We start from the raw sequence: 25,701 nt of genomic DNA, 5'->3' as shown, positions 1-25,701 counted from the left end.
CGATTTTTCCGCGCTCGAATCCGGCCAGATCGTCGTGAATCTCCGATCGATCGGCGATCAATCACTGATTAGTCGCGATCCGATCGACGAACCTCGCTGACGGCGTCGGTCTCCGAGAGCCCCTCGGGAACCGTTCGAGGACGACCTGCGAGATCGTAGATGGACGGATCCGCGTCGGTAGGGGTGTCATACCTATGTTCCGTCGTCGCCTCCCTCCGGACATGGACGCGTTATCTCGCCTTCCGGCCTGGCTTCGGGACCCGCGTTACACCGGATCGAACCGCTGTCTCCCGTGTACGATCGTGAACCTCGTCATCGCCGCGGGCCTCGCGCTCGCCGTCGCGACCGTCTCGGTCGGCTGGGCGGTCGCCGTCCTCGCCGTCGCGGTCGCGACGATCGGGGTCCGCGGCTACCTCGTTCCCGGAACGCCGACGCTGACGAAGCGCTACCTCCCCGACCGCGTGCTCGCCTGGTTCGACAAGGGCCCGGAGCGGGGCGGCGTCGCGAACGGGACGCCCGCGGATGGCGTCGACGATTCGGCGGGCGCGGGACCGTTCGACCCCGCGACCGCCCTCGTCGAGGCCGGCGTCCTCCTCGAGGACCCCACGATCGACGACTTCGTCCTCGAGGAGCGGTTCCACGACGCGTGGCGGCGGGAGGCTCGGAGGCTCGCCGACGCCAACGAGGACGAGGCCGCGCTGGCGGGGTTCCTGGAGTTCGACGCGGAGACGGATCTCGACGCGGCGTCGGTCGCCCTGACGGACCACGGCCACGCCTACGTCGCGTCCATCGAGGACGAGCCCGCGGGTCGCTGGGAGTCCCGACAGGCGTTCCTCGCCGACCTCGCCGCCGCGGCGGTGATCGACGACCGGTGGGACGGCTGGGAGGAACTCTCGACCGCCCGGCGGAGCGAACTGCTCGGGAGCCTCCGGCTGTTCGTGGAGACGTGTCCGACGTGTGACGGAGCGGTGACGCTCGATACGACGGTCGTAGAGTCCTGCTGCCGGACGTACGACGTGCTCGCGGCGACGTGTGAGGCCTGCGGCGCGCGGCTCTTCGAGGCCGACGTCGACCCCGCGGCGCTCGAACGCGCCGCCGCCGAGGCGTGATCGACACGCACCGCCGATCGGTCCTACAGCGTCGAGGAACCCGCACCGCCGTCGATCGTCACGGCCTGACCGTTGACGAAGCCCGACCGGGGTGAGGAGAGGTACGCCACGAGGTCGCCGAGTTCCGTCGGATCGCCTAGGCGACCGAGCGGAACGTCCCCGGTCCGCGCCTCGACGCCGGCCTCGTAGCTCTCGAGTTCGCCGCGCTCGACGGCGTACTCGATCAGCTCCTCGATCCGCGGCGTCTCGTGTGATCCAGGGAGGACGGCGTTCGCCCGCACGTCCGGTGCCAGCTCCGTCGAGAGCGTCTTCTCGAGGCCGACGACACCCATGCGGACGGAAGTCGAGAGGACGTTGCTCGGCGCGGCCTCCTTCACCGTTCTGGAGGCGATGTTCACGATCGTGCCGCCGCCGTCCGCGCGGAGATGCGGGGTCGCCGCCCGGACCGTCCGGACGACGCTCATCACCAGCAGGTCGTACGTGCGGTACCACTCCTCGTCGTCGGCCTCCAGGGGTCGAAACGGCGGCGGCCCGCCCGCGCTCGTGACGAGGTGGTCGAGGCGACCGAACTCGTCGACGGCCCGCGAGACGAGTCCCTCGACCTCCTCCCGCTCGGTGATGTCGGCCGTTTCGCCGACGACGTCGCCCGTCGCGACCGACTCGATCTCCCTCACCGCCCGCTCCAGCCGCTCGGGATCGCGGCCGTTGACGAGCACGTCCGTCCCCTCGCGGGCGAGCGCCTTCGCCGAGGCCCTCCCCAGACCGCTGCTCGATGCCGTCACCAGCGCCGCGTCGCCGTCGAGGTCCAGGTCCATGGTGTGTCCACCTCCACCCGGAGGCACAAAAGCGTGCGTCGCCGAGACGGATCGAAGCGACCGGCGACCGCTCCGCGCCTCACTCCGCCGGTTCGGTCTCGCTCGCGTCCGCCTCGTCGACCTCCCTCGCACCCGTCAGCGACTCCAGTAAGCGAACCGCCGGGGCCTTCGCGAGCGGCTCGTTGGCGTTTCCGCAGTGTGGCGACTGGACGCAGGAGGGACAGCCGTCCGCACAGTCACAGCCGTCGATCAGCCGGGCGGTCCGCTCCATCAGCTCCTCGATCCGGGCGTGTCCGCGGCGGGTGAGCCCGACGCCGCCGGGATAGCCGTCGTAGACGAACACCGCCGGCGCCTCGGTGTGAGGGTGGTACGGGGTCGATATCCCGCCGACGTCGCCGCGGTCACACAGCAGGTGGAACGGGAACAGCGAGATGATCCCGTGTTCGGCCGCGTGGATCCCGCCGTTGAACGCGTGCTCGCCGCCGGGGGCCGCGTCGGCGTCGCCGTCGGCGCTCGGCGCCGCGTCGTCGCTCTCACCGTCGGTCCCCCCGTCGCGTCCGCCGGCCGCCCCGATCGTCCGCATCTCCGACTCCAGATCATCGGGAACCGGGAAGTACAGCGCTCGCGTCCGGAGCGTCGTCTCGGGCAGGTCGAGCGCGGACTCGCCGAGCGACTCGCCGGTCGCCGCGTCCTTGCGGACGAACCCGGTGACCCGCTCGGTGACGGTCACGTCGGCGAAGCGGACCGGCACGTCGGAGCGCGCGGACAGCGTGCGCTCCGCGAGGTCCTCCTCGACGGCGAGCGACTTCTCGGTGAGCGGTTGGGTGTAGTAGTCCGCCCACGACGACCGAAGCTCCGCGACGTTCCGGTCGAGATCGAGGTCGACGACCTCGTAGGTGCGTCCCTGCTGGTGATATATCGCTCCCGGATGGGCGTCCCGGAGCGCGTCGGCGAAGCCGAGCGTGGCGATCGAGTCGCCGTCGGCGGCGTCGACCAGTTCGACCTCTCGCTCCTCGGCGGTCCGGAGGCTCATCGCGTGCTGGGGGCTCTCCGAGCCCGCGTACGTCCAGCGCATCCCGTCCGCGATCTCGCGGCGGGCCAGCGTCCCCGCCGCCGTGAGGTCGGCGACCACCCCAGGAAACGACCCGCCGAAGTGCGCCTCGTCGGCCGGCGCGAGCCAGCTTTCGTCGGCGGCACACGCCACGTGTCTGGGGAGGAGCCGGTCGTTCTCGGGGTCGCAGATCGCGTCCTCCGGCGGGGCCCGAAAGAAGTCCTCGGGGTGGGTCATCAGGTACTGGTCAAGCTGGTCCTCGCCGCCGACCATCACGACGAGCGCGGGGTCCGAGCCCCGTCCGGCGCGACCGGCCCGCTGGTGGGCGGACATCCGGGTTCCGGGGTAGCCGTCGAGGACCACGGCGTCGAGCCCGCCCACGTCCACGCCGAGCTCGAGCGCGTTCGTCGACCAGACGCCCCGGAGGTCGCCGGCGTGGAGGTCGGCCTCGATCTCGCGGCGGCGGTCGTCCGTCAGGGTAGCCTGGTACGCGCCGACCCTCGCCGCGAGGTCGCGTTCGCCGCGCTCGCGGAGGTCGCTCGCGCTGTCGGTCGCGTACTGCTCCGCGGTCTGTCGGGCGCGGGTGAACGCCAGCGTCTGCCGGCCGCTGGCGACGAGGTCGACGAACAGCCGCTTGCTCTCCGTGTGGCTCGACTTGCGGCGACCGCTTCCGCGCTCCGCCCAGTCGTCGTCGTACTCCGGCGGGTTCCACAACACCCAGTCGCGCGGCCCCCGGCCGGAGGCGTCCTCGTCGACGAGCGCGATCCCGTCCGGGTCGCGGCCCGTGACCGTCGCGGCGTGTTCGACGGGGTTGCCGATCGTCGCCGAACAGCAGACGAACGTCGGGTCCGCCCCGAACCGCTCGCAGGTGCGCGCGAGCCGGCGCATCGCGAGCGCGACCCCCGTCCCGAAGACGCCGCGGTAGCTGTGGACCTCGTCGATCACGACGTGTTCGAGCGACGAGAAGAACCACTCCCAGAGCCGACCCGCGTACGGGAGCAGCGCGTAGTGGAGCATGTCGGGGTTCGACAGGAGGACGGTCGGCCGAGCGTCGCGCACGTCCCGTTTTTCCGCCCGCGAGAGCCGCCCGGTGTACGACGCGACGGAGACCCGGCTACCGAAGCCGAGCCCGCGCGCGAGATCCGAGAGGGACTCCTCCTGGTCGGCGATCAGCGCGTTCTGCGGGCCGACGTACAGTGTCCGCCCCCCGCCCTCCATTGCGGCCTCGAAGGCGGGGACGGCGTACGCGAGCGACTTCCCGCTCGCGGTCTCGGTCGCGAGGACGACGTCGTCGCCGTCGCGGACGGCCTCGATCGCCTCGGCCTGGTGGCGATAGAGCCGGTCGACGCCCCGGTCCGCGAGCGCGTCCGCGAGCCGCGGCTCGAGGCCGACGTCCCGGTACTCGGGCTCGCGGGCGGGTAGCCGGCGGTGCTCGGCGATCTGTCCATCGTAGTAGGGCCGACTCCGCAGCCACTCGATGGCGTCCCCCACGGTTACCGACGGGAGGGGACGGGCGGGCCTAACCGTTGTGGTCGGGGAAGCGGAGTGTCGTGCCGGGCGCCGTCGCTCGGAGGGTCGGTCGGTCCGTCGCGGACGACCGGCGGCCAGCGACCTCGGTCGCGATCGGGTCCGCGAGCGAGAGCGCCATGTGGATGTCGCCGTCGCGCTCGACGGTCTCGAAACCGTGCGCGTGATACACGTGCCGGGCGGCCTTGTTGTCGACCGTCACGGACAGGTCGAGCGCCTCGCGGCCGCCGGCCGCGGCGTCGGCGCTCATACGTTCTCCTCGACGCTCCGCGAAAGAAGGGACTCACTCCCGGATCAACACGATCCCGTCGCGGAAGACCGCGTGGTTCGGGAGGACGTGCTCGCCGTCGTCGGTCTCGACGTGGGTCACGAAGAGGTCGACCTCCTGGACGATCCCGCGTTGGCCGGCGACGCGCACCTCGTCGCCGATCCCGTACGGCTGTCGGAGGAGCAGGAAGACGCCGGCCGCGCCCGCCGCGAGGAGGTCCTTCGTCGCCAGCGCGGTCAACAGGACGACGGCGAACGAGTACGCCGCGAGCAACACGACGAGCGCGATCGTCTGGACGCCGACCTGCCCGAGCGCGATCAGCGCGGCGACGTAGACGACGCTGTACTTCACGAGGGTCGGGAGCACCCCCACTTCCGGGAGCTTGACCCCCCGGAGCCGCTCGGAGACGAGCAGTTCGGCCTTGTCGCCGAGGACGACCCCGACGATCAGTACGAGGACGGCGACGAACAGCCGCGGGACGAACGCGGCCACGTCCGACCAGAAGAGGTCGACGTAGCGCACCTCCGCGACCGTGAGCGCGACGAGGACGGTGACGGCGACGACGAAGTACGTCGACAGCTTCGCCACGATCCGGACCGTCGAGGTGTCGAACTCGCGGGCGGTGCGCTCGAAGGTCGTTCCCTCTATCGCCTCCGGGACGCCCGCCCGGATCAACAGCCGGCGGTTGATCACGCCGACGAGGAACGCCAGCGTGAGCCCGATCGCGAGCACGAACAGCGCGAGCCACACCCGGTCGGGGACCGCGGCCAACAGCTCGTCGGCGCGCTGTGCGGGGGCCGCCGGAACGGCGAACGTGAGAGCCTCCGACGTCATCAGTACTCCTCCGGATCGATCTCCAAGACGAGCCGTCCGCCCTTGAACGCCCGGACGAGGCCGTCGGACTCGGAGAGGACGATCGCGGTCGCGTTCGTGTCCTGAGTGATCGCGCCGCCGGCCATGTGGCGGGCCCCGAGCCCCTTCGGGATGTCGACCCCCTCGGCGGCGGGTTCGAGGTAACGGTACGCCGAGACGATCTTCCCCGAGTCGGAGATAACGAACGCGCCGTCGAGCCGAGAGAACTCCTTGAGCATGACGTTCACGATGGGGTCGCCGACGTGGACGTGCGACTTCTCGAAGGGGTTGTACGAGAGCGACCGGGACTTGTTCATCACCTTGCCCGCGTCGCCGACGACGAACAGCGCGCCGACGGGTTTCCCCTTCTGTCCCTTCTTCCCGAGCTCGATGGCGACCTCGAGGACGTCGCGGATGACGCTCGGATCGGCACGGGACTCGACGAAGAGGTCGTAGATGCCGGTGTGGACGGTCTCGTCGACGGTGACGCGTATCACCGCGTCGGACTCGCCCTCGAAGACGGAGACGACGCAGACGACCTCGTCGCCCTCGGTCACGAGGTCGGCCTCCATCGCCCCCTCGACCCCGAAGCGGATCCGGTCGCGCACGTCGCGGAAGGGGATCGGCAGCTCGACGAACGGATCCGCGTCGACGTCGTTGGCGGGCGCGACGACGACGATCTCCGCCCGCTCCTCGCTCCGATCGCCCGTCTCGTCGGCGACGAATCGGTCGTGAAACGAGGCGGTCGGAGAGAAGAGGAGCACCGCGTCGGCGTCCTCGACGAGCTCGGCCAAGTGGTCGGTGAGTGACGCCATCGTCCTGTCACGACTCCGGGAGGACGTAAAACCGTTTTGACGGCGTCGTACGGGCGTCAGACGTTCGAAGCGTCGTTCTCGATGTCACGTCGCTTCGTTGATGGTCGTCGGGGGCGTCGACCGGCCGGTCGCGCACGTTTTATGCGTCACGCCCGTCGATCGAGGCGGCCATGGCTACCCGAGACGCCCTCTGGGGCTACCGCGACGCGTTCGGCGACGCCTTCGGGCGGACCTACTTCAGGCGGTTCGGACCGGGCGTCGCCGCGAGCGTCGGGCTGGGGACGTACCTCGGCGAGCCGACACCCGCCGTCGACGACGCCCTCCGGGAGACGCTCCGGCTCGGGATCGAGTCGGGGACCAACCACGTCGACACCGCCGCCAACTACCGGTGCGGGCGATCGGAGCGGATCGTCGGCGAGGCGCTCCGAGACGCCGACGTCGACCGCGAGGCGGTCGTGGTGGCGACGAAGGGCGGGTTCCTCCCCTTCGACGGCGAGCGCCCCGACGACCCGGCCGCGTACCTCCGGGAGCGGTTCGTCGATCCGGGGGTCGTCGACCCGGCCGACCTCGCGGGCGCGCACTCGCTCGCGCCGGGGTACTTGGAGTGGTCGCTCGACCGCTCGCTCGACCGGCTCGGCCTCGAGACAGTCGACTGTTACTACGTCCACAACCCGGAGACGCAGCTCGAAGCGCGGTCGCGGGAGGCGGTGTACGACGCGCTGGAGGCCGCCTTCGAGACGCTCGAACGCCGGCGGCTCGCGGGCGATCTCGGGGCGTACGGGGTCGCGACGTGGGACGCGTTCCGGGTCCCCGAGGAAGCCGAGCGGTACCTCTCGCTGCGCGAGGTCCTCGCCCGCGCGAACGCGGCCGGCGAGGCGGTCGGTCCCGACGACGACCACGGGTTGGCGGCGATACAGCTCCCCTTCACCGTCCACATGGCAGACGCCTTCACGCGGGCGAACCAGCGTCCACCCGACGACCCGCACGGCGAGCCGATCTCGACGCTCGAGTTCGCCCACGAGGCCGGGCTCTCGGTCGTCACGAGCGCGAGCCTCGGACAGGGAGACCTGGCGGCGGACGGGTCGATCCCGGCGGGCGTCGACGCGCGGCTCTCGGGCGACACGCCGGCCCAGCGCGCGCTCAACTTCGCGCGAAGCGCGCCGGGCGTGACCTGCGCTCTCGTCGGGACGACGGACCCCGATCACCTGCGAGAGAACGTCGCCGCGGGGACGTTCGACCCGCTCGGCGCGTCGGCGTTCGACGCGGTCTTCGAGTAGGCGACGAGAAGGGAGCACGGAAACCGGCGGGCCGATCGCGGCGACCGGCGACGACTACCGGAGTTCCTTGAACTCGGAACCGCACTCCGGACAGATGCGGACCGAGAACACCTCGTCGGGGTCGTTCTGCTTTTTGAGCACCTTCTCGCACGCCGCGCAGTTGAGCCGCTCGTAGGTGTCCTTGAACAGGTCACCGTCCCGTAGCGCCTTGCGCGTGGATTTCATGTGCCGACGTTCGGCGCCGGTGGGTATAAAAACCCCGCACGTCGGACGACGGGCGTCAGACGACCGAGAGGTCTCGACGGCGGCGGCGACTTCGCGGTGCGGTTCGCGGGCGTGACCGGGGCCGAAACCGCGTCACGGATCCCGCGCGAACCGCGGCCGGACCGGCGACCTGATCGGGAGCGAGCGGCCGGTTCCGCAACGCTTGTACCCGGCGGCCGGAAACGGCCACCGTGTCTCGGAACCGGCTGTTCGGCTCGCTGTGTGCGATGGTCTTCCTCGCGAACTTCGCGCGGGTGGTGTTCGCGCCGCTCGTCGGCGAGTTCATCGACGAGTTCACGATCCGCGAGGGAACGGCCGGCCTCGTCGTCACGCTGGCGTGGCTCGGCTCCGCCTCGCCGCGGATCCCGACCGGCTGGGTGCTCACCCGCACCTCCCGCGTTCGCGTCGTGGTCGTCTCCGGTGCGATGCTCACGATCGGCGCGCTCGGCGTCGCGCTCGCGCCCGGCGTCCCCTCGCTGATGCTCGCCGCGTTCGTCGTCGGGAGCGCCTCCGGCGTCTACTTCGTCGCCGCCAACCCGTTCATCGCGGAGCTGTTCCCCGACCGCGTCGGCCGCGTCATGGGGATCCACGGGATGGCGAGCCAGCTGTCGGCCGTCATCGCCGCACCGGTCGTCACCGTCACGCTGTGGTACGACTGGCGGTACGCGTTCTACGGGCTCGCGGTCGCGGCCGCGCTCACGACCGTCCTCGTCGTCGCCTTGGCCCGTCGGACCGACCTCCCGGACGCGGGCCGAAGCGACACGGACTTCTTCGGCGGCGCGCGCTCGGAGTGGAAGCTCATCCTCGCGGGCGTCGTGCTCATCGGGGCGACCGCCTTCGTCTGGCAGGGGCTGTTCAACTTCTACGAGCTGTACATGATCGACAAGGGGCTCCCGCCGGCGACCGCCCGCAACCTGCTCACCGTGATCTTCGCGGCCGGCGTCCCCGCCTTCCTCGTCTCCGGCGAGATCGCGGACCGGATCCCAAACCTCCCGTACATCCTCGGGATCGTGACCGCCTTCCTCGTCAGCGTCGTGTTCGCGGTCCTCGCGTCGGGGCTCGTCGCGGTCGTCCTCGCCAGCGTGCTCGTCGGCTTCTCCGTCCACATGCTGTTTCCCGCCGGCGACACGTACCTGCTCGGCTCGCTGCCCGACGAGTCGCGGGCGTCGGCGTACGCCGTCTACTCCGCCGGCATGATGACAACGCAGGCCGCCGGCTCGTGGGTCGTCGGCGAGGCGATCGAGGCCGGCGCGAGCTACGACGCCGTCTTCCTCGCCTCCGCCGCCGGGATGGCCGTCCTCGTGGCCGTCTACGCCGTCTTGAACGCGTTCGGGAGGGTTCCCGGCGGGGCCGCCAACGCCTGAGTCGGCCTCTCATCGGAGGAACGCGTCACGGTCGTCGATCCGAGTGTCCCGACGCGGATCCGGGGTATCGTGCGTATTTAGGGGCTCGTGCCCCTTCGATCGGGTAATGGAGTACGTACAGGAGCGCGTGACCACGCTCCACGCGCTGACGGACCACCGCCCGGACGCGCCGACCGGGCGCGCGGCCGTCGTGGTGCCGATGACGGAACGCGAGTACGGGACGCTCGCGGCCGAGCGAGTGCTCGCCGCCCTCGAGCGCGTCGACCCTGCGCGGGTCATCGTTCCCCTGCGCGCCACGCCGGACCGGGCGGGGCCGTTCGCGGCCTGGCTCGACGGGTTCGATCTCGACGTGGAGACGCTGTGGTGTGACGGGCCGCGGCTCGCCGACCTGCTCGCCGACCACGACCTCGACGGCGACCGCGGCAAGGGACGGGACGTGTGGCTCGCGCTCGGCCGGGCGCTGCGGGAGGAGTTCGTCGTCGTCCACGACGCCGACACGACGACGTACTCGCCGGCGTTCGTCAACCGCCTGTTGTTCCCGATCGCCAACGGCCACGAGTTCGCGAAGGGGTACTACGCACGGGTCGAGGACGGCGCGCTGTACGGACGGCTGTTCCGGCTCTTCTTCCGGCCGCTCGTCCGCGCGCTCGCGGACGCCCACGACGCGGACGTGCTTTCGTACCTCGAATCGTTCCGCTACGCGCTCGCCGGCGAGTTCGCGGCGACGGCCGACCTCGTCTCGACGCTCCGGATCCAGCGCGGCTGGGGCCTCGAGGTCGGCACGCTCGGGGAGGCGTTCGAACACGCCGGCTTCGCGGGGAGCGCCCAGGTCGACCTCGGCCGGTACGAACACGACCACCGCTCCGTCGACGGGCCGACCGGCCTCGCCGACATGAGTCGGGCGGTCGGCGCGTCGACGCTCCGCGCCGTCGACGACGCCGGCGTCGACGTCGCGTACGACACGCTGACCGAACGGTACCGTGAGGCCGCGGAGGAGCTGATCCGCCGGTACGCCACCGACGCCGCCTTCAACGGGCTCGAGTACGACCGCGCCGACGAACGCGAGCAGGTGAGGACGTACGCCGAGGCCGTCGCCGAACCCGGTTCGGACACCCGGCTTCCCGCGTGGGCGGACGGTCCCCTCTCGCCCGCGGCCGTCGCCGAGGCGGCCGCCGCGGACCTGGAGGCGGTCGCGGGATCGGGGTCGGGGTCGACCTCGCGCGCGACTCCGGAGCCGGACCCCGAGACGTCCGTCCCCCGTGACCGCTCTCCGACCGGAGGTGGCGACCGGTGAGCGGGGAAGTCGGACCGAGCGTCGCCGCCCGGGACGACCTCGCCGGCGTGGTCGACCTCTTCGAGTGGCTCACCCGCGAGGAGCTCTCGCGGGCGGTCTCGGAGCTCGCGTTCAAACGGCGGTCCGAGGTCGACGCCGACGCGATCGCCGACGCGATCGACGTCGCGGTCGCGGAGTACGCGCTGGTCCCCGCGCCGCGGGAGGCGCTCTCGACTGACGGGAACGGAGTCGGGGAGGCCGCCGACCCGCTCGCGGTCGGTCCCGCCGCGTTCCCGTCGCTGCCGGCGGACGCCGGGGACCTCCCGCACATCCTCGACGTGCCGGAGCGAGCGGTCGACCGCGAGGCGCTCTCCGCGGCGGTCCTCGATCGCCTCTCGACCGACGCCGTGGCCGCGATAGCCGACGACGACGCGGAGCGGCTGGAGGTCCTCGCGGACGTGACCTACGACGTCGAGACGTGGGCGCCGGTCGACGTGGCCCCGATCCGCGAGCGGATCGTGGCCGAACTGGACGGGGAGTGAGCACGGACGGGAACGCGTCGAGTCGACGGCGTTCGTCGAGGGGCCGATCGGACGCTTCACTCGGCGTCGTTCGTGTGTGAACGGGACCTCCCGTGCGACGCAAAGCCCCAGCCGACGGGCGACACCGCGTCTCACGCTCCCACCGCGTCTCACGCCCCCACCGCGTCTCACGTCCCTAACCTCGTCGCCGGCGGCTCCGCGGGACCCACCACGACGTTTTTATCTTCGCTGTCGCCTACATCCACCGATGCGCAGACGTGATCGCGGCCGATCGATCGGGATGGACGCCCGAGCGACCATCCGCACCGACGACCGCGTGATCACCGTCCTCCTCGTCCTGCTGTCGATCGTCGTCCTCGTCGTGCTGCTCCACTACGCCGTCTCCGTCCTCGAGAGCCTTCCGGAGGTGCCCCCGACCGTCGTCGGACTCGGGTGACGGTGTGGACCCTCCCGTCTGTCACTCCTCTCCGATCGCCGCCATCACGCTGGCGTGGTACTCCCGAAGCGCGCTCGCCTCGTCGTCCGCGATGACCGCGTCGGAGTCGACGAGCGTCGCGAGGCCGAACGACAGCGGCGTCGGCGACTCCGTCGTGTGGTGAACGACCCGGATCGCGCCGCTCTCGATCCCCCCGAGGACGTCGCGGATCCCCGCCGCGTCGAGTCGGTCCTCAACGAGTTCGCGGTAGGTCTCCTCCAGCACGGCGAACCCCTCGAGGTCGGCCGCGAACGGGAGCAGCATCTCCGCGGACAGCTGCTGTTGGGCGGCCGTCCGCTCGCGGCCCTTGTAGCGTTTCAACACCATGAGCGCCCGGCCGGCGACGATCCGGAAGGTCCGTTTCAACGCGTCGGTACCCTCGAGCGCGTCCCGGAGGTCCCCGCGGACGGAAGCGGGGTCGATCCCCCGGAGGACGCCCGCCACGTCGACCTTGCGGTTCAGCGGGACGGCGAGGCTGAAGCCGTCGTCGTCGACCGCGCGGACGACCTCGGCGTCGATCCGTCGCGAGCACTCGGCGGCGACCAGCCGCGAGAGGCCGCCGTTGAACCGGCGGCCGTAGGGCGCGTGGACGTAGAATCGCCGCTTGTACGCCTCCCTGTCGAGCTCCTCCTCGACGACGATTCGCGAGGGCGTCGGAACGCTCTCGACGCCGGCGTACCGCACCTGCTCGTCGTACGTACGGGCGATCGCGCGGACCGCGTTCCCGTCGATCGGGAGCTCGCGGAGCCACGCGCGGACCGCCGGCGGGCCGCCCTCCTCCAACCGGTCGAGCAGCTCCCCCTGAAACGCGAGCACCTCGCGGGCGAGGTCGGCCGAGAGCGGCAGTCGCTCGGCGTACCAGGTTGGGACCGTCGCCCGCTCCTCGGTCCGCTCGACGTACACCTTCGAGCCGCGACGGTAGCGGAAGGCGAACCGCTCGCCGCCGAGCGCGAACACGTCGCCGGGGGCGATCGTGTCGAGGTACGCCTCGTCGAGGGTGCCGACCCGCTCGTCCTCGTGGGTGTACACCGCACAGCTGAACGAGTCGGGGATGGTCCCGACGTTGGTCATGTAGATGACCCGAGCGAGCCGCCCGCGCTTGCCGACGAGCGTCTCCCCGACCGGGAACGCCTCGCGGTGGTGGTCGCCGCCGGGCGGGTCGTTCGCGTCCCGCCACACCTTCGGATAGACGTTTCGGTCGGTCAACCCCTCGTAGTCGGCGGTGAGGTACCGCATCAGCGACTCGTAACGCTCCGTCCCGAAGTTCCGATACGGCCACGCCCGTCGGAGCACTTCTCGCACCTCCCGGTCGGGACGGACCCGGTTTATCGCCATTCCGTACACGTGTTGGGCGGCGACGTCCGCGGCGTTCTCGGGGACGGTCACTCGGTCGACGAATCCCGCCTCCGCGCGGGCGACCGTGGCCGCACACTCCACCAGCTCGTCGCGGTCGAGCGCGAACACGCGTCCCTCGACGGTCTCGCCGGGACTGTGGCCCGCCCGCCCGACCCGCTGGAGGAGGGCGGCGACCGACTTCGGCGACCCGACCTGGACGACCAGATCGAGGTGCGGCATGTCGATGCCGAGCTCGAGGCTCGTCGAGGTCGTGACCACGTCGAGGTCGCCGGATCTCAGTCCCTCCTCGATGCGGACCCGCCGGGACTCCCCGAGGCTCCCGTGGTGACAGCCGGAGGTCGACTCGTCGTAGTCGAACCGCCCTCTGAGCTCCTTGAGGACGCGCTCGGCCCCCGACCGGGAGTTCGTGAACACGAGGGTGTTCTCGTGGTCCTTGATCAGTTCGTGGAGGTCCGCGTAGAACCGGTCGGTGACGACCGACCGGGGCGTGTGGACGAGGTCCGCGGCCGGCGTCCGAAGCGCGAGGTCGAACTCCCGGCCGAACCGCGCGTCGACGACCGCGTACTCGCGGGTCGCGAACCCGTTCGGGTCGCCGACCTCGCCCGCGACGCGCTGGCGACCGACGAGGAACTCCGCGACCCCCTCCAGCGGGTCCACCGTCGCCGAACAACCGATCCGCGTCGGCGAGTCGTCCGCCAGTTCCTCCAGGCGTTCGAGCGAGACCGAGAGGTGCGTGCCGCGCTTGTTCGCCGCCAGCGAGTGGATCTCGTCGACGATCACGTACTCGACTGTCCGCAGTTTCTCCCTGAACGTCGGCGCGTTGAGCAGGATCGCGAGCGTCTCCGGCGTGGTGTTGAGGACGTGGGGGGTCTCCTCGAGCATCGCCCGCCGGTCCGCCTCGTCGGTGTCGCCGTGGCGGATCGCTTGACGCACGTCCGGGTCGCCGTCGGCGGCGGCGGTGGCGGCGTCGCAGCCGTCAGCGCCGCCGAGGCCGTCGTCGAGCGCGTCGCGATCGTCGCTCGCCGCGATCCGCTCGGACAGCTCGGCGAGGGGCGTCTCGAGGTTGCGCTCGATGTCGTTCGCGAGGGACTTGAGCGGCGAGACGTACAGGCAGTACACCGAGTTCTCCAGGTCGCCGGCGCGGTCGCGCGCGAAGAGGTCGTCGAGGACGGCGGTGAACGCCGCCAGCGTCTTCCCGCTGCCCGTCGGCGCGGCCACGAGGCAGTTGCGATCGGCCGCGACGTGCGGGATCGCCCCGCGCTGCGGCGGCGTGAAGAGGCCGCCGTTCTCCGCGACGTGCGCGCCGAACGTCTCGACCCACCACCGACGAACGACCGGCGAGAGGCGCTCGAGCACGGCCGCGTCCTCGATCGAGACCGTCTCGGGGTCGAAGGGCCAGTCGCGGTCGGCCCCGACCTCTCGGAGGAGCCGCCTCGCCCGCGCCTCGGCGGCGGCTCCGGTCGTCCCGTCCGCGCTGTCGGTCACGGCTCACACGTGGGGACGCGGCGTCAAAGCGGTTGTGTCGCCCCCGGCGAACCCTCCGTCCCTCATCCCGAGAAGTCGGTCAGGGACCCGTCCGGGGTCGCGTCGCCGTCGGTCGACGCGTCGTCGCCGTCGCCGATATCGCCGCTCCCGTCCTCGCCATCCCCGTCGTTCTCGTCGTCCTCGCTGCCGTCGATCTCCGCCGGCTCCGTCCACGGGTCGTCGGGGTCCACCGGCGCGACGGCGTGTTCCAGTTCGGCCGCCGAGTAGTCGACGTCGTCGTCGAGCGACATCGCGAGCCGCTGCCAGCGGGCGCTCCTCTCGTCTTCCCCCTCGGGGCCGACGCGCGCGCCGCGGGTCTTGAAGAACCGCGTTCCGCGGTCGCGTTCGGCCCCCTCGCCGGTGTGGCCGTCGAGGGCGACGTCGAACCGCCCGCCGGCCTCGAGGTCGCCGGCGGGGAAGTCGCGGTCGGGCTCCTCGCCGCGTTCGCGGGCCTTAGCCCGCTCCTCGGCGACCGCCGAGAAGTAGGCGTCGGCGTTGGCCGCCTCGCGGGTCGATCGCGCGCGAGCGGTCGCGAGCGCGGCGTGGACCGCACACAGCCGGCCGCGCCACCCGTCGGGTTCCCAGCGTTCGGTCGCGAGCGCCTCGTAGCGCTCGACGGTCAGTGCGACCTCGCTCCCCGCGCGGAGGTCCTCGACGACGTAGAGGTTCAGGCGGTCCCAGAGGTTCCAGGCGTAGCCCGAGCGGGCGAGCTCCCAGGCGGCCCACGCCGCGACCTCCTCGTCCGATCGCCGGACCGCCTTCTGGAGGAGGCTGGAGACGGCGTACCGGCTGTAGCCGCCGTCGGTCTCGTTTTCGGCCTTCCGCTCGCCGAAGTCGTTCTCGCCGGTCGCCTCCGGCGTGGTGTCGGTCTCGAGGCTGCCGTCGGTCCCGAAGGTGGCCTGTCGCTCCGGTCCGTCGTCGCTCATACACACCGCTCCCTCCCCGACCGACTTAACGACGGCGCGCCGCGGTCGAGTGGTCGGGGTGGCGTCTCCGACGCGCGGCCTCGGCGTGGCGGTTCCGGCATGCGATACCCCGACGAATCGACCCCGAAAGGGAACCCTTAAGTCGGATCCAACGGGTAGAATTCAGTGACCGCCCTTAGCTCAGCCTGGTAGAGCAGCCGACTGTAGATCGGCTTGTCCCCCGTTCAATTCGGGGAGGGCGGACTAGCTTTCTCGCCGAATCGTAGCAGTACCGGAAATGCCCGTAATCGGGCCGGAGAGACTTCCTTCCCCGATCATCGGAGAACGAAAATAGTCGGGGTGAAAGTGGATTGGGACGGGGAACCCGTCGCCCCCGCCCGCCGTACTGCGGTTCCCATAGTTGAACGGGGGTGTAGCGCGTGACGCTCCGTTGTGAGTGCGGCGCTTCCGTCGAGATCGAAGAAGGGAGCGACCCCGACAGTGGACCGCAACACTGGGAAGTTTATCGGTGTGTCTCGTGCCGTCGAACCGGAACCTACCACTTCGGACCGAACCGCGAGGAGATGACGGGATGCCTCGTCACTGAACGAGTTCCGGGGATCGATCTATGACCGGAGTCGACGAGCAGCGCGAACAGATCGCGAACCGTCTCGGCGAGCCCGACCGTCTCCAGTTCCCGGATGGATGGACCATGTCCTCCAGCTGGCGGCGCGCACAGGCCGCGCCGTCGACGGTCGGTCCGGTGAACCCGGCAGAGTTCGACGTGCTGCTCGGCCGTGAGGACGACGGCCTCGCGCGACACCGCGTGCTGTTCGCGGTCTACGAGGGTGACCTCGTCGCCGAATGCGACTGCGACGGCTACCGCTTCCGCGGCTGGTGCGCGCACATCGCGCTGCTCTGGTGGCGGTGGAGCCGCGACGACCTCGGCGTCACCGACCTCGACACCGGTCGGACGCACCTCTCGCCTCCGTGGTGGCTCACTGTCGACGATGTCGAACACGATCGCGTCGAAGCCGAGACGAGTCAGCCGGTCGCGGCTGACGGAGGTGTCGACCGATGACCCTCGTTTCGACTGTTTCGCGTGGAACAACTGGAGTGTACGAGTCGTACGACTCCGCGACCCCGTCGTACGACACCGGTTCGGCAGTTATCCCGTCCTTCGAGGCTTCTCGACCCGGATTTAGAAAGTCGTACGAGGGTACGGGGGTGTGTCGAAATCGCTGCCTACGTGACGCATCCGTGCGACGGCGCGCGGACTTTATGCGGCGCGCGCGCCGCTGCGCATTATGCGGCCGTGGGTCCGCCCGCAGGCGTTGGGGGGTGGGCCGATGAGCGAGTCGAGAGTCGCGAAGGCGACGATCCGCGACACGGACCTGCTCGCGTCGCTTGAGGAAGCCGAGGAGGAACACGGGTCGCTGGCAGATGCGGTTCGTCACGCAGTCGCGACGACGTACGCCGGCGACGACGACACCGACACCGGTCGCGAGGAAAGCGGGCTGCCGGTGAAAGCGAAGGAAGGCCACCGGAAGCTCGTCGAGTGGACCGGTCACGGTGGTCGGATCGAACTCGGAACGGCGGAGTCGATCCTCGCGAACCATCTGAACATCCAGAAGGACGCGGTGCGGAAGGTGGTGATTCAGCCGCTGAAGCGCGAAGACGTGATCGCGCTCCACCAGGGAGTTCATCATGTCTCGATCGTGGTCGGGAAGCTCCAAGACGGGTCGATCAGTGCTGATACGACAGCCGAACCGGAAACGGAGACCGCGGGTGAGGCGGTCGCGGACGGTGGGAAGACGCGAGAACGACTCGACGAGCTGGCGAGTGCGGAGGTGGAGCGATGAGCCAATCAAACGGCTACAAAGCGGAGGGGATCACGCGGTTCATGGCCGAAGGACGGCGGATTCAGGAGGGGGACGGGAGTTTCACCGTGACGATCCCGCGGTCGCTGGCGATGGAGTGGGATCTCGAACACGGTGACGACCTCCTTTTTACGGCCGAAGAGGGGTCGACGAAGGCGACGATCCACAAGCCCGGCAGCGAGGGCGGCTTTTCGGTGGAGGTGGCCGATGACTGATCACCATCGCACGGCAGAACAGGACGGTGAAACCGTCGCAATGGACGGCGGAACGGCGGCGAGAGAGCCGCCGGCGACAGCGGCCACGGAACATCCGGCGGTCCTCGACGTCGACGTAGTCGGAGAACGAGTGCTGGCGAGCGTCGAGAAGGGCGATGTCTCGATCCTCGTGGAAGCTCCGACGGGGATCTCCGCCGAGGAACTAGAAGAGACGCTGCGTGGGGTGCCGGAGAGCATCGAGGAGACGACCGAGCTATTCGCGGAGACACCGAGCATGAGTGACAACACCACCGAGATCGACGAGAGTACCGACGCCGAAGACGTGACCGACGACGACCTCGGAGGTGGTGTCTGATGGCGGCCTCTGACGCTGAAGACGCGGTTGGAGACGGGGACGCGGCGACCGCAGGAACGGAAACGGAGGCGATGGACAGCCTGACCGTCGTTATCCGCGCGGAAGTGCTCCAGCAGGTGGTCGACCAACTGCTGACGATCGTCGACGAGGCGATCTTCCGGATCGGCTACGACGGGCTGTCGGTCGCGGCCGTTGATCCCGCGAACGTCGGCATGGTCGATGTCGAGGTCGAGTCCGGCGCGTTCGAATCGGTCGGCGAAGGGATGTTCCCGATCGGGTTGAACCTTCAGAAGCTCGACGACTACATCAGCGGTTCGAGCGGGGACGACCCGGTGACACTCTCCTACCGTCCCGAGACACGGTCGATCGAGATCGAACACACCAACGTCGAAGTCGAAATGTCCGGGATCGACCCGAAGACGATCCGCGACGAACCCGACATCCCGGAGATCGATCACTCGGTGGAGTTCACAGTCGATGCGAGTGTGCTCACTGACGCGGTGGAGAACGCGGAACTCGTCAGCGACCATGTCAAGTTCGAATCGATGGTCGACGACGAAGCGTTGGTCGTTCGCGGCCACGGGGATACCGACGAGATCCAGACGGTTCTCGGAGCGGACGAACTGCCGAACGCGACGTTCGACGCGGACGCAGAGGGGATGTACTCGCTTCCCTATTTGGTCGGCGGCTCGACGAGCGGCAGCAAGTACGCGGGAATCCTGAAGCCGCTGAACAGCGGGACGGAGCTTCGAGTCGAGTTCTCCGAGGAGATGCCCGTGAAGATCTACTACGACTTCGCGGACGAGCTCGGTCACGTGATGATGATGATCGCGCCGCGGATCCAGAACAGGTGATGACGGTGTGTCGACCTATCATCACGGTTCGAACCGCGTACAGCGGTACGCCCGGTTCGAACACGCGAAGCCGGGCCACGGGAGCGGAGCAGGCTACGAGCGGTGGCGTTCCACGGAATACCGCCCGCACACGCCGGGAGAGCGACGCGAAGATGTCTACGTCGCACACCATCGACTGCTCGCGGTCGTCGAGTGTTACCCGCTCGAGGAGCCGATCGAGTCGATCCTCGACGATCTCGCGGAGAAGGACGTCCATCACCGCAACGGGGTCAAGTGGGACAACCGGGGAGAGAACCTCGATCCGGTCGACCACGCTCGTCACGCGTCGATCACGCAGAAGGAGGTCCGAGCGTGGGCCGAAGACGAGAAACGCCAGCGAGAGCGCCGTGCGCCCGGCGTCGACGACGACGATGTCTGCGACGGCTGCGGCGAGGTCGCGGAGTTGCTCGCGACATCGCCCGGCTTCGCCGGCGAGCGGTGCCTGGAGTGTGCGAAACGAGAGTGCGGCGGAGAGCCGATCGAAGTCTGAGAGAGGTGAGCTATGACGGTCTACGAGAACGTGAAGGTCCACTTCGACGAGGGCTACGCGAGCGTCTACGAGGAGGTGAAGATCCTCTCGAGCGGCTGGGTCCGCTGCGGGACGGAACCGTTCGGGCCGATGCTGTTCCCGGCCCATCGGATCGAGGAGGTGGATGCTGGCTATGAAGGGTGAGAACGACGATAACACCGACTTCCGTCGCTCGGGAGAGTGGCTCGGAGAACTCGAGGGAATCGGTATTCGGGATCCCGGCCCGGACGCAGATGGCCCGATCGTGGAGTTCCACGGGTCAGAGAGTATGGCAGCGGTGGAGGTCACCTCCGAGGAGTTTGTCGATAAGTTGAGCGAGGCGGCCGCCGAGGTACAGCTCGCTCTCGACGACCAGGAGGACGGAGATCTCCGTACCGACGGCGGTGAGGAAGTCGACGGAGCTATTGAACGGCTCTACAACCGCGAGCCGCAGGTCCGGTGTGGCCTGTGCCGGGAACGCTACCCAGACCTTCGGCCGTGCTGCGTCGAGAACCGCGTAGAGATACCGCTGATGTGCGACGGATGTTACGTCGATCTCCGGGATGCGGGGCGACTCGACTTAGAACGCGACGCGGAGGTGTTCGGATATGCCGACCTCGTCTGATGGAGACGCCGATGGGATCGATCAGTGGAATGAGTGCCCCGACTCGGACTGTCCTAACTGCGGTGCCCGCGACTGGACTCCGCTTTGGTATGGGTTCGGCGGCAGAGAAGATTATCGCGGCGTGACCTGCGGTAACTGTCACGCTAACCTGATCCGATCTCGGGAGGATTCCACAGAGATAGCGGCCGTCGAAGACTCAGAGGTGATCCCGCATGGCGAGTAAGCGGTTCTCTGTGTCGCTTGAGGATTCGTTCGGAACCGTGTGGTCAGAGACGGTGACGGCTGACTCACCCAAGGCTGCGTTGAAAAAAGCCGAACGAACAGTACCGGGCGAGGGAGACCCGACGGCGATCTACGCTGTTGACTCCGAGGGGGAGAAACACTATGCCGAGTGATCGATCCGGAGACGAACCCGGTCATACGATTAGCTGCGACGGGTGCGGGACTACCGACTGCGATAACTGGAAGTGGTCCTGTTGGCACGCGCTGACGCTCTGTGGTCCCTGTGCCACCTACTGGCGAGAGAACGACGGTGAACTCCCTGACTTCGAACAGCAGAGACTCCTCACAGACGGAGGAATACCTCAGTCGAAGCCACCGTGTGATGGATGTGGAGAACAAACGTGGGAGGTTTGACTAGTTGAGGTAGAGAATCCGGACGGTGTCATTACGACGTGCGATGACTGTGAGGACAGTCTGAACTCGGAGATCGTCGAGGTGTTGGCGACCTATGAGTGAGCAACACGGAGGCGAGACCGAGCAGTCCGACGGTGGGATCGATCGGTTCGAAGCGTACGAGAGGAAGACCGACGAGGTGTGGGAGGGTCTCGAAGAATCCTACGCGGCAGGCTTCTCGAAGGCGATCGAAGTGTTCGACATCGAGACCGATGCCCCTAGGGACCCGTCGAGACTCAAGGAGACCGAATTTATCGGTGAATCGCATTACTACTACTGGGAGGGTCGGACGCTCCCGTTGGAGTCCTACCTCCAGGAACAGTTCGGTGTTGGAATCGCCGCCACGGAGGGGACCGATGACAACGAGTGAGGAACTCCCGGAGGCGTTCTTCGGGATCGTGGACGGCGTACGCTGCGATGTCGCGCATTTGCGGAGCGAGTGGCGGAAGCGGACGGCCTACGGCCGGGTTCGGCTCACGCCGCTACTTGTGGTGTATCCGTTCCTCGCGACGTTCTACCTCGTAGCGGCAGGGTTGATGTACGGACTTTTCCGAGGAGCAGAGATCGCAGTGGCCGTCTGGCAGCGACTGTGCGACACACGAGAGCGTCTCGAGCCGGAGGTGTACGATGGCGAGTGATCGACCCGAAGACGGTCGTCTCACTGCTATCGACCTGTTCTGTGGAGCAGGTGGGGCGTCGTGTGGGATCGACGCTGGCGGATTCGACCTCGTCGCCGCAGTCGACAAGAACACCGACGCACTCGACACTCACGCGGCTAACCTTCCGGGGTACACCGTTCGCCACGATCTCAATGATGTCGACCCGTCGATCCTTCCTGAAGAAGCCCGCTCACCCGTCTACGTTCATGGAAGCCCGCCGTGTAAGGGATTCTCAACCGCCAACGATACGCGCTCGAGAGACGATCCGCGGAATTCGTTGGTGTTCGATTTCATCGATTGGGTCGACGCGCTCCAACCGCGTGTCACTACGATGGAGAACGTGACAGGGATGACGAACATCTCCAAGAATTTCATGGACCGCCTTACTGCGGCGTTCCAAGAAGCCGGATTCCGAGTAAAGTGGCGGATCCTGAACGCGGCTGACTACGGAGTTCCACAGACTCGACGTCGAGGTCGGCTCGGGTGACCGGTCAGCGAACGGATCGACGAGGGAAAACGAGCGGAACTACAGGTCGGCTTTCGAGGCGGGAATCGAGCGGCCGGTCGATCGCTTCGGCTTCGAGGAGTCGTCGTCGGAACCTCCGGGGATCGGACCGACGGGCCGGACCTCGATGGCGTCGTCAGCTTCGTGGATGTGGAGGTGGGCGTCGACCAACTCGTCGTCGTCATCGATGAGACCCCAACTTCGGAGCGTGTCGCGCGGGATGGTGACCCCGCCGCTTCCGTTGCCGAGATCTCGCAACTTTCGAATCTCGCTCGACATCGACTACACGTTGTCACGACCGAACTTGAAAATACGGGGTTAATGTGTTTATTCGGTGTATTCACGTTCGAAAACACGACAACAAACTTGATTTTTGATTCTTCGATCGGTGGTTCGGCGGTGGGATGACTTCCGGGAGGTTCGACAACCACGCCTCGAGCGAAGAACGGTGGAGCGATGTTTTATGCCTCCTCAGGTGGTTCTCGCGGGTATGGCACAGTCGTCGGTTCGGATCGTGACCGAGGTTCACGACGAGCCGCATATCGAGGGGCGGCGCGTGACCGTCCGGCGGATTCAGGGGCTCGTCGAGGAGGCCGGGAAGTCGGCCGAGGAGGTGGCCGACCAGCTCGAGTTCGACGTGGCGGACGTGTACGGTACGCTCCAGTACTACCACAGCCATCCCGACGAGATGGCGGCGGTCGAGCGCCGGCGGGCGGAACGCGAGGCTGCGGCGCGGGACGCGGGCGCAGTGTCGCTGTCGGAACTGAAAGGCGACGACAGTGCGTAACCGGATGGAGTACCGGGTCCTCGTCGACGAGGCGGACGAGCAGCACAAGCGCGAGCAGGTCGAGACCGACCTGATCGGCGCGCACTGGGTAGCGACTGAAGCGGCACCGCGGGATCAGTTCTAGTCGCCGTCTGAGAGTTTCGACTCGGTATCTACTCGCGAAAATTCAGAATCTGTGAGTTTCTCCGTCATCTATTTAATCACGCTGACGTGTGGATTTGTTATTACATGAGCCAAGCCACGCTCGGGAGTGGCCCCTACCGGAACTCGAACCTCTTCTCGGGATACTATCTCGACGAGCGCGTTGCCGATCTCGACGCGTGGGACTGCGACGAGGAAGCAGCGGCCGCCTTCGAGGAAATCCGTGACCTCTGGGAGCGAGAGGGGTCGTTGCTCCCGTCGTATAAGGAAGACGAGCTGATCGACACGTGGATCGCCGAGGTTCTCGACGCCCTCGGATACGGCACGAGTTCGGAGGTGACGCTTCCGGACGGCGGCGGCTACGTCGACCGGCTACTCTTCGAGAGCCCGGACGTACGCCGGGAGAGCGCCAAGCAGGCGCTCGACAGCGGCACCGAAGGCCACTTCTCGCGGGCGTTGTCGATCCTCGAAGCCAAGCAGTGGGATGCCGACTTCGAGCAGTTCTTCTCTGAGCAGCGGTCGTATCGCGACGCCTCCCACCAGATCAAGTACTACCTCGAACGGACGCCGGGCGACTTGCGGTGGGGTGTACTCACTGACGGGAAGAAGTGGCGGCTCTACGGGACGAAGGACTACGAGACACAGACCTACTACGAGGTCGACCTCCCGGAGATCCTCGAAAGCGGGAATCTGGAGGCGTTCAAGTACTTCTACGTCTTCTTCCGTCCGGAGGCCTTCGTCGAAACGGCCGGCAGTTCCTTCCTCGATGACGTGTGGACCGAGTCGGAGACGGCCGCACAGGAACTCGGCGAGGATCTCCAGGACAACGTGTTCCGAGCGTTGCGGGTGCTCGGGAAGGGGTTCGTCGAGTCGAACGATCTCGAGATCGATCCCGACGACGAGGACGGTCTCGACGCCAACGAACTGAAAGAGCAGTCGCTCGTGCTGCTCTACCGGCTGATGTTCGTCCTCTATGCGGAGTCTCGCGGGCTGATCGATCCCGACGATCCGGCCGCCAGCGACGAGTATCAGGAGTACTTCAGCCTCGAAGCGAAACGTGAGGAGATCATCGACGAGGTCGACGGGCTCGACGTCGAGTCGGGTGCGGCGTTCGAGCGCGAGTTCAGCCAGTACTCGTCGTCGATTTGGGGCCGGCTCACGGAACTCTTCGAACTGATCGATGAGGGTGAGAAAGACCTCGACATCCCGCCGTACAACGGAGGGCTGTTCAGTCGGGACGATCACGCGTTCCTGACCGAGAACGAGGTGAAGGACCCGTACATCGCCGAGGTCATCTACTGGTTGTCGACCACGGAGAACGAGGCGGGCGAGCACGTGCCGGCGGACTACGCGGACCTCGACACGCGGCACCTCGGGTCGATCTACGAGGGACTGTTAGAACACGAGTTCCGGATCGCGGGGCCGGAAGGGGTCGCGGCGGTCGCCGAGGACGGCGGGCAGGTGTGGAAGTCGGGCGACGAGGTATCTGTCGCCGACGCGGTCGAGACGGTCGACGAGGGTGGATTGTACGTCGTCAACGACGAGGGCGAACGGAAGGCCACGGGGGCGTACTACACGCCCGACTACGTCGTGACGTACATCGTCGAGGAAACGGTGGACCCGCTGCTCGACGAGATTCACGAGAACCTCCGTGAGGAGGGGTACGAACCCGAGACGGTGGAGTACGCCGCGGAGTTTTTCACGCGGGTTCAGGAACTGAGCATCCTCGATCCGGCGATGGGATCCGGTCACTTCCTCACGAAGGCGACCGGCTACCTCTCGAAGCAGGTGATGGACGAAGTGCGGGCACTCGACGAGCAGGCCGGATTCTTGGACGAGCAGCACATCCGCCGGACGATCTCGAAGGAGGTCATCTACGGGGTCGACATCAACGAGATGGCCGTCGAACTGTCGAAGCTCTCGATGTGGCTGGAGACGCTCGCGGCGGACCAGCCGCTCGCCTTCCTCGATCACCACCTGAAGGACGGAAACTCGCTCGTCGGCAGCGACATCACGGAGGTCCTGAGCGATGACGGCCCAGATGGCGACGACGGGCAGATCACGCTGACACAGGCGTTCGCGAGAGTCCGGCAGGACACGCTCGAACACGTAATGGACCTGATGTCGGATCTCTTGGCGTACGACAACGACTCGCTAGACAGCGTGAAATCGATGGAGGAGCTGTACGAAGAGATCCGTGAAGATCCACTGTACACGCGACTCTTCGAACTCGCGAACGTCCACACTGCCGAGGAGTTCGGCTGTGATGTTCCCGAGGGCTCCTACGAGCAGATGGCGGGCGCGATCGAGGACGAAGACGACTGGGCGGAGATCCGCGGAGAGGACTGGTTCACGGCGGCACAGGCGACGGCCGACGAGCAGGACTTCTTTCACTGGGAACTGGAATTCCCCGAGGTGTTCTTTGATTCGGAGGGGGAGAAGATGGGCGAGGCAGGATTTGATGCGGTTGTCGGGAATCCTCCGTATATGCGTATTCAAACCATCAATGAACACTCACCAGAACTAGCGGATTACCAGAGATCCAAATTCAAGTCAAGCACAGGGAATTTCGATATCTATGTGAATTTTACTGAACAGGGATACCACCTTCTCGCAAACGATGGGTTACTTGGGTATATTGAACCACACAAGTTCTTTAATGGTGATTTTGGCGAGGGTCTTCGAAGTCATATTTCTGATGAGAAATCAATCCACAAGATAGTCTCATTTGAACACCATCAGGTATGGAAGCAGGCATCTGTTTATACCTGTATTCTCATACTTCGGAAATCAGAATCTGAAGAATTTGGTTACGCAGAGACGGTTCCGAGTAACTTGACAACTGGAGAGGCCCTATCATATAGAACAATTAGTGAAGATTATGGCTCTGACTCGTGGGTCTTTCTCTCAGAAGTGCTCTGTTGAATCCGCAGAAGGCAGCAGGATAGCGTCGCTCTGAAGGCGGAAGCGAAGCGGAAGAGCCGAATGTGTCCAAACTCCTCTTCCGCTTCGTTAAGCAAGCCGCGTCGCTGGCTCAAAAG

28 protein-coding genes, 1 tRNA gene and 1 pseudogene are annotated in these 25,701 nt (G+C 67.5%); 21 read left to right on the top strand and 9 right to left on the bottom strand.

The window, feature by feature from the left end:
- The first annotated feature begins 221 nt into the window (after positions 1 to 221).
- Positions 222 to 1,109 (top strand): DUF8054 domain-containing protein, encoded by an 888-nt coding sequence (locus NO889_RS13040; RefSeq protein WP_256412683.1) that lies wholly within the window; start codon positions 222 to 224, stop codon positions 1,107 to 1,109.
- Between the two features lie 23 nt (positions 1,110 to 1,132).
- On the opposite strand, the gene NO889_RS13035 is transcribed toward NO889_RS13040, so the two are convergent.
- From NO889_RS13035 to dacZ, 5 genes are all read right to left on the bottom strand, one after another.
- On the bottom strand, positions 1,133 to 1,924 hold the full coding sequence (locus NO889_RS13035; protein ID WP_256412682.1) for an SDR family oxidoreductase: 792 nt from the start codon (positions 1,922 to 1,924) through the stop codon (positions 1,133 to 1,135).
- A 79-nt stretch (positions 1,925 to 2,003) separates the two neighbouring features.
- The gene (locus NO889_RS13030; RefSeq protein WP_256412681.1) at positions 2,004 to 4,466 is read right to left on the bottom strand and encodes a DEAD/DEAH box helicase; all 2,463 of its coding nucleotides are present in this window, start codon (positions 4,464 to 4,466) and stop codon (positions 2,004 to 2,006) included.
- 28 nt (positions 4,467 to 4,494) lie between these two features.
- Positions 4,495 to 4,752 carry an N-acetyltransferase gene (locus NO889_RS13025; protein ID WP_256412680.1) on the bottom strand — a complete coding sequence of 86 codons (258 nt, stop codon included), beginning with the start codon at positions 4,750 to 4,752 and terminating at the stop codon, positions 4,495 to 4,497.
- A 33-nt stretch (positions 4,753 to 4,785) separates the two neighbouring features.
- A complete protein-coding gene (locus NO889_RS13020) occupies positions 4,786 to 5,604 on the bottom strand; it encodes a mechanosensitive ion channel domain-containing protein (protein ID WP_256412679.1) in 819 nt (272 codons plus the stop codon).
- Positions 5,604 to 6,437, bottom strand: a complete 834-nt coding sequence (dacZ, locus tag NO889_RS13015; RefSeq protein ID WP_256412678.1) for a diadenylate cyclase DacZ — start codon at positions 6,435 to 6,437, stop codon at positions 5,604 to 5,606. Before dacZ ends, NO889_RS13020 begins: the two co-directional genes overlap by 1 nt.
- Before the next feature lie 170 nt (positions 6,438 to 6,607).
- Between dacZ and NO889_RS13010 the strand changes: the two genes are divergently transcribed.
- Positions 6,608 to 7,714: an aldo/keto reductase gene (locus tag NO889_RS13010; protein ID WP_256412677.1), complete on the top strand. Its 1,107-nt coding sequence runs from the start codon at positions 6,608 to 6,610 to the stop codon at positions 7,712 to 7,714.
- 54 nt (positions 7,715 to 7,768) lie between these two features.
- On the opposite strand, the gene NO889_RS13005 is transcribed toward NO889_RS13010, so the two are convergent.
- Complete coding sequence (locus tag NO889_RS13005) at positions 7,769 to 7,939, bottom strand: HVO_0758 family zinc finger protein (RefSeq protein ID WP_256412676.1); 171 nt, start codon at positions 7,937 to 7,939, stop codon at positions 7,769 to 7,771.
- Between the two features lie 230 nt (positions 7,940 to 8,169).
- On the opposite strand from NO889_RS13005, the gene NO889_RS13000 reads away from it, so the two are divergent.
- The 4 genes from NO889_RS13000 (at position 8,170) to NO889_RS12985 (ending at position 11,593) form a co-directional block, all read left to right on the top strand.
- Positions 8,170 to 9,342 (top strand): MFS transporter, encoded by a 1,173-nt coding sequence (locus NO889_RS13000; protein ID WP_256412675.1) that lies wholly within the window; start codon positions 8,170 to 8,172, stop codon positions 9,340 to 9,342.
- A gap of 106 nt (positions 9,343 to 9,448) precedes the next feature.
- Positions 9,449 to 10,636: a glycosyltransferase family protein gene (locus NO889_RS12995; protein WP_256412674.1), complete on the top strand. Its 1,188-nt coding sequence runs from the start codon at positions 9,449 to 9,451 to the stop codon at positions 10,634 to 10,636.
- The gene (locus tag NO889_RS12990; RefSeq protein WP_256412673.1) at positions 10,633 to 11,157 is read left to right on the top strand and encodes a DUF7109 family protein; all 525 of its coding nucleotides are present in this window, start codon (positions 10,633 to 10,635) and stop codon (positions 11,155 to 11,157) included. The genes NO889_RS12995 and NO889_RS12990 overlap by 4 nt, the downstream gene beginning before the upstream one ends.
- 247 nt (positions 11,158 to 11,404) lie before the next feature.
- Entirely contained in the window at positions 11,405 to 11,593 is a 189-nt protein-coding gene (locus NO889_RS12985) for a hypothetical protein (protein ID WP_256412672.1), read from the top strand.
- Positions 11,594 to 11,614: 21 nt separating this feature from the next.
- Here NO889_RS12985 and NO889_RS12980 read toward each other — a convergent pair whose 3' ends face one another.
- Positions 11,615 to 14,473 carry an ATP-dependent helicase gene (locus NO889_RS12980; RefSeq protein ID WP_256412671.1) on the bottom strand — a complete coding sequence of 953 codons (2,859 nt, stop codon included), beginning with the start codon at positions 14,471 to 14,473 and terminating at the stop codon, positions 11,615 to 11,617.
- A 62-nt stretch (positions 14,474 to 14,535) separates the two neighbouring features.
- A complete protein-coding gene (locus NO889_RS12975; protein ID WP_256412670.1) occupies positions 14,536 to 15,438 on the bottom strand; it encodes a hypothetical protein in 903 nt (300 codons plus the stop codon).
- Between the two features lie 169 nt (positions 15,439 to 15,607).
- Between NO889_RS12975 and NO889_RS12970 the strand changes: the two genes are divergently transcribed.
- The 13 genes from NO889_RS12970 to NO889_RS12910 all read left to right on the top strand — a co-directional run bounded on the left by NO889_RS12970 (position 15,608) and on the right by NO889_RS12910 (position 21,714).
- Positions 15,608 to 15,681, top strand: a tRNA-Tyr gene (locus tag NO889_RS12970).
- A gap of 364 nt (positions 15,682 to 16,045) precedes the next feature.
- Positions 16,046 to 16,498, top strand: coding sequence for a hypothetical protein (locus NO889_RS12965; RefSeq protein WP_256412669.1), 453 nt, complete (start codon positions 16,046 to 16,048; stop codon positions 16,496 to 16,498).
- Between the two features lie 268 nt (positions 16,499 to 16,766).
- Complete coding sequence (locus tag NO889_RS12960; RefSeq protein ID WP_256412668.1) at positions 16,767 to 17,279, top strand: hypothetical protein; 513 nt, start codon at positions 16,767 to 16,769, stop codon at positions 17,277 to 17,279.
- Entirely contained in the window at positions 17,276 to 17,512 is a 237-nt protein-coding gene (locus NO889_RS12955; protein WP_256412667.1) for an AbrB/MazE/SpoVT family DNA-binding domain-containing protein, read from the top strand. The genes NO889_RS12960 and NO889_RS12955 overlap by 4 nt, the downstream gene beginning before the upstream one ends.
- Positions 17,505 to 17,867 (top strand): hypothetical protein, encoded by a 363-nt coding sequence (locus tag NO889_RS12950; RefSeq protein WP_256412666.1) that lies wholly within the window; start codon positions 17,505 to 17,507, stop codon positions 17,865 to 17,867. The genes NO889_RS12955 and NO889_RS12950 overlap by 8 nt, the downstream gene beginning before the upstream one ends.
- Complete coding sequence (locus NO889_RS12945; RefSeq protein ID WP_256412665.1) at positions 17,867 to 18,721, top strand: beta clamp domain-containing protein; 855 nt, start codon at positions 17,867 to 17,869, stop codon at positions 18,719 to 18,721. The genes NO889_RS12950 and NO889_RS12945 overlap by 1 nt, the downstream gene beginning before the upstream one ends.
- Positions 18,722 to 18,728: 7 nt before the next feature.
- Positions 18,729 to 19,250: an HNH endonuclease gene (locus NO889_RS12940; protein ID WP_256412664.1), complete on the top strand. Its 522-nt coding sequence runs from the start codon at positions 18,729 to 18,731 to the stop codon at positions 19,248 to 19,250.
- A 12-nt stretch (positions 19,251 to 19,262) separates the two neighbouring features.
- Entirely contained in the window at positions 19,263 to 19,433 is a 171-nt protein-coding gene (locus NO889_RS12935; protein WP_256412663.1) for a hypothetical protein, read from the top strand.
- Positions 19,423 to 19,893, top strand: a complete 471-nt coding sequence (locus NO889_RS12930; protein ID WP_256412662.1) for a hypothetical protein — start codon at positions 19,423 to 19,425, stop codon at positions 19,891 to 19,893. The genes NO889_RS12935 and NO889_RS12930 overlap by 11 nt, the downstream gene beginning before the upstream one ends.
- A 212-nt stretch (positions 19,894 to 20,105) precedes the next feature.
- Positions 20,106 to 20,288 (top strand): hypothetical protein, encoded by a 183-nt coding sequence (locus NO889_RS12925; RefSeq protein ID WP_256412661.1) that lies wholly within the window; start codon positions 20,106 to 20,108, stop codon positions 20,286 to 20,288.
- Positions 20,289 to 20,623: 335 nt separating this feature from the next.
- On the top strand, positions 20,624 to 20,938 hold the full coding sequence (locus tag NO889_RS12920) for a hypothetical protein (RefSeq protein WP_256412660.1): 315 nt from the start codon (positions 20,624 to 20,626) through the stop codon (positions 20,936 to 20,938).
- The gene (locus NO889_RS12915) at positions 20,925 to 21,206 is read left to right on the top strand and encodes a hypothetical protein (protein ID WP_256412659.1); all 282 of its coding nucleotides are present in this window, start codon (positions 20,925 to 20,927) and stop codon (positions 21,204 to 21,206) included. The genes NO889_RS12920 and NO889_RS12915 overlap by 14 nt, the downstream gene beginning before the upstream one ends.
- On the top strand, positions 21,196 to 21,714 hold the full coding sequence (locus NO889_RS12910) for a DNA cytosine methyltransferase (RefSeq protein ID WP_256412658.1): 519 nt from the start codon (positions 21,196 to 21,198) through the stop codon (positions 21,712 to 21,714). Before NO889_RS12915 ends, NO889_RS12910 begins: the two co-directional genes overlap by 11 nt.
- A 39-nt stretch (positions 21,715 to 21,753) precedes the next feature.
- On the opposite strand, the gene NO889_RS12905 is transcribed toward NO889_RS12910, so the two are convergent.
- Positions 21,754 to 22,011 carry an AbrB/MazE/SpoVT family DNA-binding domain-containing protein gene (locus NO889_RS12905; protein ID WP_256412657.1) on the bottom strand — a complete coding sequence of 86 codons (258 nt, stop codon included), beginning with the start codon at positions 22,009 to 22,011 and terminating at the stop codon, positions 21,754 to 21,756.
- A 211-nt stretch (positions 22,012 to 22,222) separates the two neighbouring features.
- Here NO889_RS12905 and NO889_RS12900 point away from each other — a divergent pair, with 211 nt between their 5' ends.
- A complete protein-coding gene (locus NO889_RS12900) occupies positions 22,223 to 22,519 on the top strand; it encodes a DUF433 domain-containing protein (protein WP_256412656.1) in 297 nt (98 codons plus the stop codon).
- A gap of 228 nt (positions 22,520 to 22,747) precedes the next feature.
- Positions 22,748 to 25,564: pseudogene (locus NO889_RS12895) on the top strand (Eco57I restriction-modification methylase domain-containing protein); the annotation flags it as partial.
- Positions 25,565 to 25,701: the final 137 nt, after the last annotated feature.

The organism is Halorubrum rubrum (genome assembly GCF_024494685.1).
GTDB lineage: Archaea > Halobacteriota > Halobacteria > Halobacteriales > Haloferacaceae > Halorubrum > Halorubrum rubrum.
This window is presented reverse-complemented; position numbering and strand designations above follow the sequence as displayed.

What these genes read in the sequence shown, in the direction of transcription:
- NO889_RS12905 (WP_256412657.1), bottom strand. Translation starts at nt 22,011, where the DNA reads ATGTCGAGCGAGATTCGAAAGTTGCGAGATCTCGGCAACGGAAGCGGC.
- NO889_RS13020 (WP_256412679.1), bottom strand. Translation starts at nt 5,604, where the DNA reads ATGACGTCGGAGGCTCTCACGTTCGCCGTTCCGGCGGCCCCCGCACAG.
- NO889_RS13035 (WP_256412682.1), bottom strand. Translation starts at nt 1,924, where the DNA reads ATGGACCTGGACCTCGACGGCGACGCGGCGCTGGTGACGGCATCGAGC.
- NO889_RS12965 (WP_256412669.1), top strand. Translation starts at nt 16,046, where the DNA reads ATGACCGGAGTCGACGAGCAGCGCGAACAGATCGCGAACCGTCTCGGC.
- NO889_RS13040 (WP_256412683.1), top strand. Translation starts at nt 222, where the DNA reads ATGGACGCGTTATCTCGCCTTCCGGCCTGGCTTCGGGACCCGCGTTAC.
- NO889_RS13010 (WP_256412677.1), top strand. Translation starts at nt 6,608, where the DNA reads ATGGCTACCCGAGACGCCCTCTGGGGCTACCGCGACGCGTTCGGCGAC.
- NO889_RS12975 (WP_256412670.1), bottom strand. Translation starts at nt 15,438, where the DNA reads ATGAGCGACGACGGACCGGAGCGACAGGCCACCTTCGGGACCGACGGC.
- NO889_RS12985 (WP_256412672.1), top strand. Translation starts at nt 11,405, where the DNA reads ATGCGCAGACGTGATCGCGGCCGATCGATCGGGATGGACGCCCGAGCG.
- NO889_RS13025 (WP_256412680.1), bottom strand. Translation starts at nt 4,752, where the DNA reads ATGAGCGCCGACGCCGCGGCCGGCGGCCGCGAGGCGCTCGACCTGTCC.
- NO889_RS12920 (WP_256412660.1), top strand. Translation starts at nt 20,624, where the DNA reads ATGAGTGAGCAACACGGAGGCGAGACCGAGCAGTCCGACGGTGGGATC.
- NO889_RS12945 (WP_256412665.1), top strand. Translation starts at nt 17,867, where the DNA reads ATGGCGGCCTCTGACGCTGAAGACGCGGTTGGAGACGGGGACGCGGCG.
- NO889_RS12935 (WP_256412663.1), top strand. Translation starts at nt 19,263, where the DNA reads ATGACGGTCTACGAGAACGTGAAGGTCCACTTCGACGAGGGCTACGCG.
- NO889_RS12950 (WP_256412666.1), top strand. Translation starts at nt 17,505, where the DNA reads ATGACTGATCACCATCGCACGGCAGAACAGGACGGTGAAACCGTCGCA.
- NO889_RS12915 (WP_256412659.1), top strand. Translation starts at nt 20,925, where the DNA reads ATGACAACGAGTGAGGAACTCCCGGAGGCGTTCTTCGGGATCGTGGAC.
- NO889_RS12960 (WP_256412668.1), top strand. Translation starts at nt 16,767, where the DNA reads ATGAGCGAGTCGAGAGTCGCGAAGGCGACGATCCGCGACACGGACCTG.
- NO889_RS13005 (WP_256412676.1), bottom strand. Translation starts at nt 7,939, where the DNA reads ATGAAATCCACGCGCAAGGCGCTACGGGACGGTGACCTGTTCAAGGAC.
- NO889_RS12955 (WP_256412667.1), top strand. Translation starts at nt 17,276, where the DNA reads ATGAGCCAATCAAACGGCTACAAAGCGGAGGGGATCACGCGGTTCATG.
- dacZ (WP_256412678.1), bottom strand. Translation starts at nt 6,437, where the DNA reads ATGGCGTCACTCACCGACCACTTGGCCGAGCTCGTCGAGGACGCCGAC.
- NO889_RS12900 (WP_256412656.1), top strand. Translation starts at nt 22,223, where the DNA reads ATGGCACAGTCGTCGGTTCGGATCGTGACCGAGGTTCACGACGAGCCG.
- NO889_RS12995 (WP_256412674.1), top strand. Translation starts at nt 9,449, where the DNA reads ATGGAGTACGTACAGGAGCGCGTGACCACGCTCCACGCGCTGACGGAC.
- NO889_RS12910 (WP_256412658.1), top strand. Translation starts at nt 21,196, where the DNA reads ATGGCGAGTGATCGACCCGAAGACGGTCGTCTCACTGCTATCGACCTG.
- NO889_RS12930 (WP_256412662.1), top strand. Translation starts at nt 19,423, where the DNA reads ATGAAGGGTGAGAACGACGATAACACCGACTTCCGTCGCTCGGGAGAG.
- NO889_RS12925 (WP_256412661.1), top strand. Translation starts at nt 20,106, where the DNA reads ATGGCGAGTAAGCGGTTCTCTGTGTCGCTTGAGGATTCGTTCGGAACC.